This is a genomic window from Variovorax sp. AC194, from assembly GCF_979257995.1.
In genome coordinates this window covers 669938-682333 of sequence record NZ_OZ409823.1, presented here as the reverse complement: position 1 = coordinate 682333, position 12396 = coordinate 669938, and the positions used below count along the sequence as shown (strand labels likewise).

Sequence of the window (12396 nt, the reverse complement as noted above, 5' to 3'; positions counted from 1 at the left end):
TCAGGCGAACAACTCAGGCATCTCGCGCTGCGCCTTGGGCGTGAGCGCGAGTTCGCGCCCGTCGAGTTCCTGCCGCACCCAGCCGCGGCGCAGCGACAGCTGCAGCCACGCGGCCCCCAGCGCGCCGCCCAGGTGCGGACGGCGCTCGCTCCAGTCGAGACACGCGCAGGCAAAACGCCGGCGCGAGCGGCGCACCGCATCGACTTCGACCCCCAGGCTTTCGAGCGCGATCACGCCCTCGGACGTGAGTTCGTACGAGCCGCTCTGCAGGCCGCTGAGCCAGCCCTGCGCATGCAGCCGGTCGTGCAGCGCAACGCCCGCTGTGCCGGCCATGTGGTCGTAGCAGGTGCGCGCGGCGCGCAGGCGGCTCGGCGTGTTGGGCTTGAACTCGACCGCGCGCGGCGCGCCGGCCACGACCATCAGGCTTTCGAGCGCGGCCGCGACGTTGTCGTCGGCGAGCCGGAAGTAACGGTGCTTGCCCTGCACGAGCACTTCGACCAGCCGCTCTTCCTTCAGGCGCGCGAGGTGCGCGCTCGCGGTGGAGGCGGCCACCTCGGCGACGGTGGCCAGCTCGGTCGCGGTGCGCGCATGGCCGTCCATCAGGCAATTGAGCATGCGGGCGCGCGCCGGCTCGGCGATGGCGCCGGCGAGGCGGGCCAGCTGCAGGTCCGCGGTGGCGGATGAGTTCGTGTCCATGCGCCGATCGTAGAACGCCGGCGCAATCGACACTTCGTTCACGGGCGAAGTGTGCCGGCAGCGCCGATTGCACACTGCGCGCCATGAACACCAGCCCCACTTCCCTCACCGACATGCCTGTCGATCCGGTCGCGGCCGTCACGCATGCCGATCCCTACCCCTTCTATGCCGCGCTGCGCGAAGGCCCGCCGCTCGTGTGGAACGACAAGCTGCGCGTGTGGGTCGCGAGTCGCGCGGACGTCATCGAATCGGTGCTGCTCGCGCACGGCGCACTGCACGTGCGGCCGTCCGCCGAACCGGTGCCGCGCGCCATCGTGGGCAGCCCGGCCGGCGAGGTGTTCGGCCATCTGGTGCGCATGAACGACGGCGCGGCGCACCAGGCCCATCGGCCCGCGCTGCAGCGTGCGCTGGCCGGGCTGGACCTGAATGCCGTGCACGCGTCCGCCTTGCAGGTCGCGCGCAACGTGCCGGCGGAGCCTTTGTCGGAGGCGCTGTTTTCCATGCCCGTGCAGGCGGTCGCGCACCTGCTCGGGTTTGCCGATGAAACGCTGCCGCAGGTGGACCGCTGGATGCGCGACTTCGTGGCCTGTCTGTCGCCGCTCTCGACGCCGGATCAACTGCAGAGCGCGAGCGTTGCGGCCGCTGAACTGATGACGCGATTCGAGGTGCTGACCGCCAGCGCGCCGCCTCGCAACGGCACGCTGCTCGCGGCCGTGCTGGCCGAAAGCGATGCGAGCGCACCGCGCTCGCGCGCATGGCTCGCCAACATCGTCGGCCTGCTCTCCCAGACCTGCGATGCGACGGCGGGCCTGCTGGGCAACAGCCTCGTCGCACTGGTTCGCGATCCTTCGTTGCGGCAAGCGGCGCGCACGCGCGATGGGCTGCAGGCGATCGTGGAAGAGACGGCACGGCACGACCCGCCGGTGCACAACACGCGCCGCTTCGCGGTCGAGCCCATCACCATCGCGGGCACGCCGCTGGCGGCGGGCGATGCGGTGCTGCTGGTGCTGGCGGCTGCCAACCGCGATCCGGCGTTCAACCCTGATCCGGACAGCTTCAAGCCGATTCGCGAACGGCGCCGCATGCTCGGTTTCGGCCACGGCATGCACGCCTGCCCGGGCCAGGCGCTGGCCTGCACACTCGCGGCCGCGGGGCTCGATGCGCTGTTGCAGCGCAAACCCGATCTCGATGCGGTTCGGGCGCGCGGCTGGCACTACCGGCCCTCTGCCAACGCGCGCATCCCCGTCTTCCACTGAAGGAAGCGCCGATGCTCAGCCGCGCGCAGTCGCCCAGTGCCCCGTGCCCGCCAGGTGCGGCGACAGTTGCGTATCGCCCCAGCGCAGCGGCAGCGCCGCCGGCCGACGCAACACGTGCTCGACGTGCAAGCGCAGCAAACGCTCTGCGCCTTCGAATTCAGCGAGTTCCGGCCCGTCCAGCACGATCTCCGCCGTGGCCGCGACGTGGAGCAAGTCGCCGTTGTCGTAGTCGATGAACAGCAGCCCCGCGCGCGGATGCGCGAGCAGATTGCCGAGCGTGTTGAAGAAGCGGTTGCCGTTGAAATCGGGAACGGTCAGCACGCCGCCTTCGTCGACGCGCACGAAGCCGGGCCGGCCGCCGCGGTGCGACACGTCCACGCCATGCGACCTGGCATCGGCTTCGTCACCCGCCGCCACCGCATCCGGGTAGGCCGTGGCGATGAACAGCGTGTCCGCGCTGCCGATGAGCCGCTGCGCATCCAGGTCGAGCGCATCGAGCCATTGCGCGGGCGCGCTGCCGGCGCCTGCCGCCGCGAACACCGGCTCGCGCGCCTGGATGTACCGCGGGCAATTGCCGAAACTCTGTTGCACCTCGAGCATGAAGCCCGTGGCGTCGAGCGATTCGACCGTGCCGTTCATGCGGTTGCGCCGCCGCGTGTGCGGCTCGATGCCCAGCAAGCCGAGCGGGGCGCCCTGCGCGAGCTGGCCTGCGAGCGGATCGCCAGCCGCGGGCAGCGCATCGATGCGCAGGTGCGCCGCGTCGGGCGAATGCGCGAAACCCGCGGGCGCCGCGAGCACGCTGGCCCACGGCTGCAGGTTCGCATCGAGGCTGCCGACCACGACGAACGGCAACTGGGCGAAGAACGCGCGATGCTGGTCGGGCATGTAGTCGCGGATCACGCGCGGCCCCGCGACCGCCATCTGCTCGCGCGAGCCGGCCTGCAACTGCAGCGCGCGCTCGCCCGCGTGGAAAGGCGCGGCGATCATGCCGCCGCCGCAAGCCCGACCGGCGTGCGCACCATCGGCACGAAACCGGGCAAGGCTTCCACCCGGGCCAGCCATTCGCGCACGCGCGGGTAACCGTCGAGCGCCACGCGGCCTTCGGGCGCATGCGCCACGTACGCGTAGTTCGAGATGTCGGCGAGCGTGGCTTCGGGGCCGGCGAGAAAAGGTTGCCGCTCCAGGTGGATCTCCATCACCGTGAGCAGCGCGTGCGAGCGTGTCACCGTCTCGGTCGGATCGATCGCGAGGCCGAAGAGCGCCATCACGCGCGCCGCGGCCGGGCCGTAGGCGAGTGGCCCCGCGGCCACCGAGAACCAGCGCTGCACGCGCGCCGCGCCCACCGCGTCCTGCGGCATCCAGCGCGACGGGTCGGCCGAATAGCGCGCGTTGAGGTAGACCAGGATCGCGTTGGAATCGGCCAGCGTGACATCGCCGTCCTCGATCACCGGCACCTGGCCGAACGGATTGCGCGCCAGGAATTCGGGCGTGCGGTTGTCGCGCTTCTTCAGGTCGAGCTCGATGATCTCGAAAGGCAGGCCGAGCATCGTGAGGAACAACCGCACGCGGTGCACGTGGCCCGAGATGGCGCTGCCGTAGAGCTTGATGGGTTGCGCAGGGCGGGCGGCGATGGCGTTCATGAGAGGTCCTTTGGAATGTCGAGACGAGGGCCGGAGGTGGCGTATTCCCGATTCTTCTCTCTTGCGATCAATGAATGAATAGCCATTTCTGTATTTGACTGCTGCGTTTTCCGGTTTAATCGCGCCATGGACCGCTTCAAAGCCATGCAGACCTTCGTGCAGATTGCCGAGCAAGGCAGCATGACCCGCGCCGCCGAATCGCTGGGCACCTCGCTGCCCGCGGTCGTGCGTTCGCTGGCCGCGCTCGAGGCGCATCTGGGCGTGCGGCTGTTCCATCGCACCACGCGCCGCCTGTCGCTCACCGAGGAAGGCCGCCACTACCTGCCGAGCGCGCGCGAGGTGCTGCTCGCGGCCGATGCGGCCGACCGCGCGCTCAATGCCGAGGCGCGCGAGCCGGCGGGGCAACTCACGATCACCGCCCCGGTGCTGTTCGGCCACATGTACGTGGCACCGGCCATCACCCGCTTCATGACGCGCTACGACAAGGTGCGCTGCAGCGTGCTGCTGTACGACCGCGCGGTGAACCTGCTGGAGGAAAACGTCGACGTGGGCATCCGCATCAGCCCGCTGGAAGACTCGTCGCTCGTCGCCCAGACGCTGGGCACCATCCGGCGCGTGGTGGCGGCGAGCCCCGATTTCCTCGCGCGCCACGGCACGCCGCGTCATCCGCGCGACCTGAACGGCGCGCCCTGCGTGCGCGGCCGCATCGACGCGCCGCCGCAATGGCAGTTCCACGAAGGCGGCAAGACGATCAGCGCGACGCCGAGCAACCGCCTGGAGTTCAACCACCTCGCACCCGCCGTGGAGGCCTGCGCCGCGGGCATGGGCTTCGGCACCTTCTTCTCGTACCAGGTGCTGCCGTATGTGGCGCAGGGGCGCCTCCAGATCGTGCTCGAAGACTTCGAGCCGCCGCCGCGGCCGGTGAGCGTGATCTATCCGAATGCGCGGCTGCTGCCGGCCCGCACCCGGGCATTCATCGACTGGATGAAGACGGAGTTCAGCGGCTTGCGGATGTAGCCGCTATGGCGTCGCAGCAGGCCCGGAGCCGGACGCGGGCGCGGGCAGCGGCTTGCCCTCGCACAGCGCCGCGGCATCGGTCGCCATGCTGCGCACGGCCTCTTCCATGCCCAGGTTCAGCACCGACATGAACTCGCCATTGCCACTGGCCCAGTTGGTGCGCGTGCCCATGCCGTGATAGAGGCGCGTGGCCATCGCGCCGCCGGGCAGCCGGTAGTTCACCTTCAGCACCACGTGCGAGACGAGGTTCAACCCCGCGGACCACGCATGGGCCAGCCGCAGCGCGACCACGGCGGAGACCTGCCGCACCGGGTCGGAAGCAGCAGCAGCAGAAGCAGAAGAAGCAGCCGCGCCGACGACTGGCTGAAAGCCGTAGCGTCGGGTCGACAGCAACGCGTCGCGCGTCCACATGCCCGCATCGCCGCTGCGCAGCGACTCCACGGTCCTCGGCGTGGCATGGACCGTCGGCAGCATCAGCGTGAGGTTGCCGGCATAGACCTGGTTGTTGCGCGCGTCTTCGATCGCCGGCAGGTAGAGCTTGCAGCCCTGCGGCGCGCGAAGGGTCTCGACCGGCGGACCGTTGGGGCGCTGCTCCTGTTCGGGCGCCTGCTGGTAGACCATGTCGAGCGGTTCGGTCTCGGTGAGCGCATGCGCGAGGCCGGGCATGGCGCAGAGCGCGAACAGGGCAGCAGCGGCCAGACCCGTGCGAGGTTGTGAAAGTTGCTTCATGGTGCGGCCGTCCGGACCGAATACATCGCGTTGTCCTGGTCGCGGAACACGACGCGGCCGGGCTGCTCGTCGAAGCCCTGGCCGCCCAGCGTCACCCACGTGCCGTTGACGTTGAACCGCGCGGTGCGGATCGCGCCGGAGCGCGCGCCGGCCAGGTCCAGGCCCACCACGCGCAGCGTCTGCTGGATCGAATCGCGCATCACGGCTTTGAGCTGCTGCCCGTCGTTGGCGCCCAGCCGGCGCACGACGGTCGCGCGCGTTCCGCCGCCGATGGGCGTCTGGAAGACCGTGGCCGAGCGGTACGAGGGCTCCTTGTTGCCGTCTTGCCAGAGCAGCGCCGTGGTGCGCGTGGTGAAGGCGCCCAGCCCCGGCTCCAGCACGTACTGCAGCAACAGCACCAGATAGGCGGGGCCGCTCTTGGTGGCGGCGATGCGGGCGTTCTGCTCGGCCTTGGGCGGCATGCCCGCGAGCACTTGCGAGGAGGCGATCTTCAGCGGGAAGGCGTTGGGCGTGTTCAGCAGTTCGCCGATGGCAAGACCCGCCTCGACGCGGTAGTCGTAGTCGAGCAGCGGGCCGACGATGGCGCCGATTTCCGCACTCATTTCCTTTTGACGCGACTGCTGCACCGACGAGTCGATCAGCGCGCCGATCAGGCCGCCGCCCGTGGCCGCGCTCACGCCGGGTGCCTGTGCGGAGAACATGAAGCTCTCCTGCGCGACGACCACGCGAAGGTCCACCTCCTGGACCTTCGTTCGGTCGGCCGCCGCGAGCGGCCGGTGAAACTGGGCACATGCGCCAAGCAGTAAAACGACTGACAGCGCCAACAGAAAACGCAACATCTTTGGTTCTTCTCTCGCGGTATTCGACTGGGCGTCGATTGTGCCGGGAGTTGCGACGAAGAAGCGCGAGTTGTCCATCGGTTCAAGCGATGGCGGCATCCGCCTGGAGCCTGCGTCAGAATGACCGCGTGCCCTCTTCTTCCCCCACCTCCCCCCTCTTCCACGCCAGCCACCTGCGCAAGCGCTACGGCGACACCACGGTCGTGGACGACCTGTCGTTCGAGATCGCGCCCGGCGAGTGCCTCGGCGTGATCGGCCCCAACGGCGCCGGCAAGACCACCACCATCCGCATGTGCCTGGGCCTCACCGCGCCCGACGGCGGCGGGATCTCGGCGCTGGGCCTGCAGATGCCGCGCGATGCGCTGGCCATCAAGGCGCAGCTGGGCGTGGTCACGCAGTTCGACACGCTGGACCCCGACTTCAGCTGCGCCGAGAACCTCGTGGTGTACGGCCGCTACTTCGGCTTCGGCAAGGCGCAGGTGCGCGCCCGCGTGCCGCAGTTGCTGGAGTTCGCGGCGCTCTCGCACAAGGCCGATGCGAAGCCGGGCGAACTCTCGGGCGGCATGCGCCGGCGGCTGTCGCTCGCGCGCGCACTGGTCAACGACCCCAAGCTGCTGCTGCTCGACGAGCCGACCACCGGGCTCGATCCGCAGGCGCGCCACCTGATGTGGGAGCGGCTGCAGGTGCTGCTTCAGCAGGGCAAGTCGATCCTCCTGACCACGCACTTCATGGACGAGGCCGAGCGCCTGTGCTCGCGCCTCCTCGTGCTCGACCATGGCCGCAAGATCGCCGAAGGCAAGCCGCGCGACCTGATCGCCGAGCACCTGGAGCCCGACGTGGTGGAGGTGTACGGCAACGGTGCGCTGTCGCTGGCCGAATCGCCCGAAATCAAGGCGATGGCGGCGCGCGTCGAGGTGAGCGGGGAGACGGTGTTCTTCTACACGCAGGATGCACGGCGCCTCCTCGATGCGCTCACGCAGCACAGCGGCCTGCGCACCTTCCATCGCCCGGCGAACCTGGAAGACCTTTTTCTCAAGCTCACCGGGCGCCAGATCCGCGAGGACGGCTAGACCATGAACACGACGACTGCAACGACAACGGCGAACCCGACGCCACCCCCGCCCTCCGTGTGGCGCGCGCCCGAGATCTCGCTGCGCTGGTGGCCCGTGTTCCTGCGCAACCTGCTGGTGTGGCGCAAGCTCGCGATTCCGAGCCTCATCGGCAACATCGCCGAGCCGCTGATCTGGCTCGTGGCCTTCGGCTACGGCATGGGCGCGCTGGTGGGGCAGGTGGCGGTGGACGGCGTGAGGGTGCCCTACATCCTGTTCCTGGCAAGCGGCTCGATCTGCATGAGCGCGATGAACGCGGCGAGCTTCGAGGCGCTGTATTCGGCGTTCTCGCGCATGCATGTGCAGAAGACCTGGGACGGCATCATGAATGCGCCCGTCGGGCTCGACGACATCGTGATGGCCGAGATGCTGTGGGCCGCGTTCAAGTCGATCTTCACCGTCACCGCGATCCTGTTCGTGATGCTGGGCCTGGGCATCAGCCACAGCCCGAAGTTGATCGTCGCGTGGCTGGTGCTGATCGGCGCGGGCATCACCTTCTCGTCGATCGCGCTGATCTTCAATGCGCTGGCCAAGGGCTACGACTTCTTCACCTATTACTTCACGCTGTTCATGACGCCGATGATGTTCCTGAGCGGCGTGTTCTTTCCGCTGGAGCAGTTGCCCTCGGCCGTGAAGGCGGTGGCAGCGTGGCTGCCGCTGACCAACGCGGTGGCGCTGGTGCGGCCGCTCTTCATGGACCAGTGGCCGGCCGACTGGTGGCTGCATGCGGGCGTGCTGGCGGTGTATGCGGTGGTGGCGTTCTGGATCGCGCTGGCGCTCACGCGCAAGCGCTTCAAGGCTTAGGCGCTCCGGCTGAAGGCATCCCGAAACGGATGCTTTCAAATTAGATTGCGCACAATTTAATTGCTCGCTAGAATTCGGCCCATGCGCTCCGCCCCCATCTCCGCCGACGAAATGCTCAAGCTGGACAACCAGCTGTGCTTCGCCGTGTATTCCGCCTCGCTGGCGATGACCCGGCTCTACAAGCCGGTGCTGGAAAAGCTGCAGCTCACCTACCCCCAATACCTCGTCATGCTGGCCCTCTGGGAGCAGGACGGCCCGATGGTCTCCGAACTCGGCGAACGCCTCTCGCTCGACTCCGGCACGCTCACCCCGCTGCTCAAGCGGCTCGAAGCCAACGGCTACGTGGCCCGGGTGCGCGACGTGGCCGACGAGCGCCGCGTGCACATCACGCTCACCGCCGCGGGCCGCAAGCTCAAGGCCCGCGCGGCCAGTGTGCCGGGCTGCCTCATGGCCGCCACCGAATGCTCGGTGCCCGAACTCATCGCGCTCACCCAGCAGATCCAGACCCTGCGCGACCGCGTCAAGAAAGCGGCCTGACGCACAACGCATTTCTCCCCGCTTCGATCGAACCACGAGAGAAGCTTTTTTCACCCCCCTCCCTCCATCATCAAAGGAATCACCATGACCACCAAGCTCGACAAAGTGCTCTACACCGCAGAAGCCCACACCGTCGGCGGCCGTGACGGCGCAGGCAAGTCCAGCGACGGCGCGATCGACGTCAAGCTCAGCTCGCCCGGTTCGGGCAAGCCAGGCACCAACCCCGAGCAGCTGTTCGCGGTCGGCTACGCCGCCTGCTTCATCGGTGCGATGAAGGCCGTCGGCCCGAAGATCAGCGTGAAGGTGCCCGACGACGTGGCCATCGACTCGAAGGTGTCCCTCGGCCCGACGAACGGCGGTGCTGCGTATGGCATCTCGGTGCAACTGTCGATCACGCTGCCTGGCCTCGATGCTGAGCAGAAGCAAAAGCTGGTCGACACGGCGCACCAGGTCTGCCCGTACTCGAACGCAACGCGCGGCAACATCGACGTCGAACTCGTGATCGTCTGATCCCGGCGTCAGCGAAGTAACAAGCGCTCCGGCCACAAGCCGGGGCGCTTTTTTCATGGCCGGCGTTGTCTCACGCGTGACCCGGAAAGGGACAACGCGATAGCGCCTTTCATCAAGCTTGGCTAATGTGGCCGCACGCCCTTCAACGCACCGTGGAGATCGACACCATGAGCACCACCAGCCTCCTCGTCCGCAAGGACAGCCTGCCCACCACGCGCCTGCACACCGCCACCGACCACCCATTGGCCGACGGCCAGGTGCGCGTGCGCATCGACAGCTTTGCGCTCACCTCCAACAACATCACCTACGCCGCCTTCGGCGACGCGATGAGCTACTGGCAGTTCTTCCCCTCCGAGGAAGAGGGCTGGGGCAGCATCCCGGTGTGGGGCTTCGCCAGCGTCGTGCAGTCGCTGCACCCGGGCGTGGCGGTGGGCGAGCGGCTCTACGGCTACTGGCCGATGGCATCGAGCGCGGTGCTGAGCCCCGACCGGCTCTCGCCCGGGCGCTTCACCGATGCGGCAGCGCACCGCGCCGCGCTGCCCGCGGTCTACAACCAGTACTTCCGCTGCAACGCCGATCCGCTCTACACCACCGACACCGAAGACCTGCAGGCGCTGCTGCGCCCGCTGTTCATCACCTCGTGGCTGATCGACGACTTCATGGCCGACAACGAGTTCTTCGGCGCGACCACCATGCTGCTGTCGAGCGCATCGAGCAAGACGGCCTACGGCACGGCGTTCCAGCTGCACCAGCGAAAGGGCATCGAGGTCGTCGGCCTCACCTCGCCCGGGAATGTCGCCTTCTGCGAGAGCCTGGGCTGCTACCACCGCGTGGTGGCCTACGACGCGCTCGACAGCATCGCGGCCGACACGCCCAGTGTGTACATCGACTTCGCGGGCAACGGCGCGCTGCGCAACGCGATCCACGATCGTTTCGCGAACCTCCGGTACAGCTGCTCGATCGGCGGCACGCACGTGGAGCAGCTCGCCTCCAAGGGCGCGGGCAAGGAGCTCGCGGGTCCGCGCGCCACGCTGTTCTTCGCGCCGGCGCAGATCAAGAAGCGCACCACCGAATGGGGCGCGGACGAATTCGGCCGGCGCATGGTGGCCGCCTGGCGCAACTTCCTCGCGACGGTGACCGATGCGAGCAACCCCTGGCTGCACGCCGAGCAGCACCGCGGCGGCGAGGCGGTGCAGGCCGCCTACGCGCAGGTGCTGGGCGGCAAGGGCGACCCGCGCACGGGCCATATCCTTTCGCTTTACAAACAACCCGGCGGGCTGTGACGCCGCCGCTGCGGGGGTAGCGACAATCGCTGCATGACCCCTTCCCCCGCAGCGCCCGCCAACACCCATCCCTACGAGAGCCTCACGCCCGACGTGGTGCTCGACGCGCTCGCGACGCTCGGCCTGCACGGCGATGGCCGGCTCACCGGCCTGAACTCCTATGAAAACCGGGTCTACCAAGTCTTTCTGGAAGACCGCAGTGCGGTGGTGGTGAAGTTCTACCGCCCCGGCCGCTGGAGCGAGGCCGAGATCCTCGAGGAGCACGGCTTCTCGCTCGAACTGGCCGCGGGCGAAGTGCCCGCCGTGCCGCCGCTCGTCTTCGACGGCAAGACGCTGCACCACCACGCCGGCTTCGCCTTCAGCGTGAGCCCTTACCGCGGCGGCCGCGCGCCCGAGCTCGACAACTTCGAGGTGCTCGAATGGGTCGGCCGGTTCCTCGCGCGCATCCACACCGTGGGCAGCGCCAGGCCTTTCGAGGCCCGCCCCGCGCTCGACCTGCAGACCTTCGGCCTCGATTCGCGCGACTGGCTGCTGGAGAACGACAAGATCCCGCTCGACATGCAGCGCGACTGGGAAAAGATGTGCAACGAGGCGCTGGACATGGTGCGCGCGACCGCCCTCGCGCTGCAGCCGCCGGCCTCCGACTTCAAGCCGCGCAAACTCCGCCTGCACGGCGACGTGCACCCCGGCAACATCCTGTGGACGCCCACCGACCGCCCCGGCGGCGGCCCGCACTTCGTGGACCTGGACGACGCGCGCACCGGCTTTGCAGTGCAGGACCTGTGGATGCTGCTCTCGGGCGACCGCGCGCAGCGCACCTCGCAGCTGTCGGGCCTCCTGGACGGCTACGAGCAGTTCCGCGAATTCGACCGCCGCGAGCTCGCGCTGATCGAGCCGCTGCGCACGCTGCGGCTCATCCACTACAGCGCCTGGCTCGCGCGCCGCTGGGAAGACCCGATCTTCCCGATCAACTTTCCGTGGTTCGGCTCCAGCGACTACTGGAAGGGGCAGATCCTCGTATTGGAAGACCAGTGCGAGCAGATGGCAGAGGAGCCCCTCTACGCTTGAGCCGCCGTGTCCGCGACGCCCTGCAGCAGCCGCTCGATGAGCACGTTGGGCGGCCCGGCGCGCCACACGCCATAGGACTCCGACTGCACCACCGGCCGGTCGAGCGGCTTGAAGACCGCGCCGCGCAGGGCCGAGTTGCGCATCGCCTGCGGCACCAGCGCGACGCCCATGCCCTGCGACACGAGCGACACGACGGCCAGCCAGTGACGCACCTCATGCCGCACCTCCGGCAGGAAACCCGCATCCGCGCAGATCGACAGGATGCGCTCGTGATAGTCGGGTGAGGCCTCGCGCGAGAACAGCACGAAAGGCTGGTTGCGCAGATCGGCCGGGGCCAGCACGCGTTTGCGCGCCAGCGAATGCCCCGCGGGCAGGCAGCACACGAAGGGCTCGGTCAACAGCAGGCGGTGATGCAGTTCGGGCGGCATTCGGCTCGTGTGAACGAAGCCCAGGTCCAGCCGGTCGTGCAGCAACTCGGCGATCTGCACGCCCGAGTTGAGTTCGTTCAGCGTGATGCGCACCGCAGGGTGCTTCGCCTGGAATGCGCGCAGTGCCGGCGGCAATCCGCGATAGAGCATCGCGCCGACGAAGCCGATGCGCAGCCGCCCTGCCGAGCCGCTCGCCACATCGCGTGCTTCCGTCGCCGCCTCTTGCGCCTGCTGCAGCAAGCGCCGCGCCGAGATGCGCAACGCCTCGCCCGCGTGCGTGAGCCGCACCTCCTTGCTGTTGCGCTCGAAGAGCCGCGCGCCCACCGACTCTTCGAGCTGGCGGATCGCGACCGACAGCGGCGGCTGCGAGATCGACAGGCGCCGCGCCGCGCGCCCGAAGTGCAGTTCTTCGGCCAGCACGGAGAAATAGCGCAGGTGTCGCAGTTCCATGCAGCTCCATGAATAGGCAAATCGAATCGA

14 protein-coding genes are annotated in these 12396 nt (G+C 68.6%); 8 read left to right on the top strand and 6 right to left on the bottom strand.

What is annotated here, in order from left to right:
• A complete protein-coding gene (locus ACZYRS_RS03275; protein WP_463418110.1) occupies window positions 1-696 on the bottom strand; it encodes an ArsR/SmtB family transcription factor in 696 nt (231 codons plus the stop codon).
• 83 nt (window positions 697-779) lie between these two features.
• Here ACZYRS_RS03275 and ACZYRS_RS03270 point away from each other — a divergent pair, with 83 nt between their 5' ends.
• Window positions 780-1952, top strand: coding sequence for a cytochrome P450 (locus ACZYRS_RS03270; RefSeq protein WP_463418109.1), 1173 nt, complete (start codon window positions 780-782; stop codon window positions 1950-1952).
• A 15-nt stretch (window positions 1953-1967) separates the two neighbouring features.
• On the opposite strand, the gene ACZYRS_RS03265 is transcribed toward ACZYRS_RS03270, so the two are convergent.
• Complete coding sequence (locus ACZYRS_RS03265; protein ID WP_463418108.1) at window positions 1968-2939, bottom strand: flavin-nucleotide-binding protein; 972 nt, start codon at window positions 2937-2939, stop codon at window positions 1968-1970.
• Window positions 2936-3592 carry a glutathione S-transferase family protein gene (locus ACZYRS_RS03260; protein ID WP_463418107.1) on the bottom strand — a complete coding sequence of 219 codons (657 nt, stop codon included), beginning with the start codon at window positions 3590-3592 and terminating at the stop codon, window positions 2936-2938. The genes ACZYRS_RS03265 and ACZYRS_RS03260 overlap by 4 nt, the downstream gene beginning before the upstream one ends.
• 126 nt (window positions 3593-3718) lie before the next feature.
• Here ACZYRS_RS03260 and ACZYRS_RS03255 point away from each other — a divergent pair, with 126 nt between their 5' ends.
• Window positions 3719-4609: a LysR family transcriptional regulator gene (locus ACZYRS_RS03255; RefSeq protein WP_463418106.1), complete on the top strand. Its 891-nt coding sequence runs from the start codon at window positions 3719-3721 to the stop codon at window positions 4607-4609.
• Between the two features lie 3 nt (window positions 4610-4612).
• On the opposite strand, the gene ACZYRS_RS03250 is transcribed toward ACZYRS_RS03255, so the two are convergent.
• Entirely contained in the window at window positions 4613-5338 is a 726-nt protein-coding gene (locus tag ACZYRS_RS03250; RefSeq protein WP_463418105.1) for a hypothetical protein, read from the bottom strand.
• Window positions 5335-6039 carry a hypothetical protein gene (locus ACZYRS_RS03245; RefSeq protein WP_463418104.1) on the bottom strand — a complete coding sequence of 235 codons (705 nt, stop codon included), beginning with the start codon at window positions 6037-6039 and terminating at the stop codon, window positions 5335-5337. Before ACZYRS_RS03245 ends, ACZYRS_RS03250 begins: the two co-directional genes overlap by 4 nt.
• Window positions 6040-6266: 227 nt before the next feature.
• On the opposite strand from ACZYRS_RS03245, the gene ACZYRS_RS03240 reads away from it, so the two are divergent.
• The 6 genes from ACZYRS_RS03240 to ACZYRS_RS03215 all read left to right on the top strand — a co-directional run bounded on the left by ACZYRS_RS03240 (window position 6267) and on the right by ACZYRS_RS03215 (window position 11488).
• The gene (locus ACZYRS_RS03240) at window positions 6267-7247 is read left to right on the top strand and encodes an ATP-binding cassette domain-containing protein (protein WP_463418103.1); all 981 of its coding nucleotides are present in this window, start codon (window positions 6267-6269) and stop codon (window positions 7245-7247) included.
• A 3-nt stretch (window positions 7248-7250) separates the two neighbouring features.
• Entirely contained in the window at window positions 7251-8090 is an 840-nt protein-coding gene (locus ACZYRS_RS03235; protein WP_463418102.1) for an ABC transporter permease, read from the top strand.
• 81 nt (window positions 8091-8171) lie between these two features.
• Window positions 8172-8627 carry a MarR family winged helix-turn-helix transcriptional regulator gene (locus tag ACZYRS_RS03230; RefSeq protein WP_198788716.1) on the top strand — a complete coding sequence of 152 codons (456 nt, stop codon included), beginning with the start codon at window positions 8172-8174 and terminating at the stop codon, window positions 8625-8627.
• Between the two features lie 84 nt (window positions 8628-8711).
• A complete protein-coding gene (locus tag ACZYRS_RS03225; RefSeq protein WP_093440537.1) occupies window positions 8712-9137 on the top strand; it encodes an organic hydroperoxide resistance protein in 426 nt (141 codons plus the stop codon).
• A gap of 167 nt (window positions 9138-9304) precedes the next feature.
• Entirely contained in the window at window positions 9305-10420 is a 1116-nt protein-coding gene (locus ACZYRS_RS03220; protein ID WP_463418101.1) for a DUF2855 family protein, read from the top strand.
• Between the two features lie 33 nt (window positions 10421-10453).
• Window positions 10454-11488: a serine/threonine protein kinase gene (locus ACZYRS_RS03215; protein WP_463418100.1), complete on the top strand. Its 1035-nt coding sequence runs from the start codon at window positions 10454-10456 to the stop codon at window positions 11486-11488.
• Here ACZYRS_RS03215 and ACZYRS_RS03210 read toward each other — a convergent pair.
• Complete coding sequence (locus ACZYRS_RS03210) at window positions 11479-12366, bottom strand: LysR family transcriptional regulator (protein ID WP_463418099.1); 888 nt, start codon at window positions 12364-12366, stop codon at window positions 11479-11481. The two genes, ACZYRS_RS03215 and ACZYRS_RS03210, sit on opposite strands and share 10 nt — an antisense overlap.
• Between the last annotated feature and the right edge of the window lie 30 nt (window positions 12367-12396).

Excerpts from the sequence above, each read along its gene's own strand:
- ACZYRS_RS03275 (WP_463418110.1), bottom strand. The coding sequence starts at position 696 with ATGGACACGAACTCATCCGCCACCGCGGACCTGCAGCTGGCCCGCCTC.
- ACZYRS_RS03270 (WP_463418109.1), top strand. The coding sequence starts at position 780 with ATGAACACCAGCCCCACTTCCCTCACCGACATGCCTGTCGATCCGGTC.
- ACZYRS_RS03265 (WP_463418108.1), bottom strand. The coding sequence starts at position 2,939 with ATGATCGCCGCGCCTTTCCACGCGGGCGAGCGCGCGCTGCAGTTGCAG.
- ACZYRS_RS03260 (WP_463418107.1), bottom strand. The coding sequence starts at position 3,592 with ATGAACGCCATCGCCGCCCGCCCTGCGCAACCCATCAAGCTCTACGGC.
- ACZYRS_RS03255 (WP_463418106.1), top strand. The coding sequence starts at position 3,719 with ATGGACCGCTTCAAAGCCATGCAGACCTTCGTGCAGATTGCCGAGCAA.
- ACZYRS_RS03250 (WP_463418105.1), bottom strand. The coding sequence starts at position 5,338 with ATGAAGCAACTTTCACAACCTCGCACGGGTCTGGCCGCTGCTGCCCTG.
- ACZYRS_RS03245 (WP_463418104.1), bottom strand. The coding sequence starts at position 6,039 with ATGTTCTCCGCACAGGCACCCGGCGTGAGCGCGGCCACGGGCGGCGGC.
- ACZYRS_RS03240 (WP_463418103.1), top strand. The coding sequence starts at position 6,267 with ATGGCGGCATCCGCCTGGAGCCTGCGTCAGAATGACCGCGTGCCCTCT.
- ACZYRS_RS03235 (WP_463418102.1), top strand. The coding sequence starts at position 7,251 with ATGAACACGACGACTGCAACGACAACGGCGAACCCGACGCCACCCCCG.
- ACZYRS_RS03230 (WP_198788716.1), top strand. The coding sequence starts at position 8,172 with ATGCGCTCCGCCCCCATCTCCGCCGACGAAATGCTCAAGCTGGACAAC.
- ACZYRS_RS03225 (WP_093440537.1), top strand. The coding sequence starts at position 8,712 with ATGACCACCAAGCTCGACAAAGTGCTCTACACCGCAGAAGCCCACACC.
- ACZYRS_RS03220 (WP_463418101.1), top strand. The coding sequence starts at position 9,305 with ATGAGCACCACCAGCCTCCTCGTCCGCAAGGACAGCCTGCCCACCACG.
- ACZYRS_RS03215 (WP_463418100.1), top strand. The coding sequence starts at position 10,454 with ATGACCCCTTCCCCCGCAGCGCCCGCCAACACCCATCCCTACGAGAGC.
- ACZYRS_RS03210 (WP_463418099.1), bottom strand. The coding sequence starts at position 12,366 with ATGGAACTGCGACACCTGCGCTATTTCTCCGTGCTGGCCGAAGAACTG.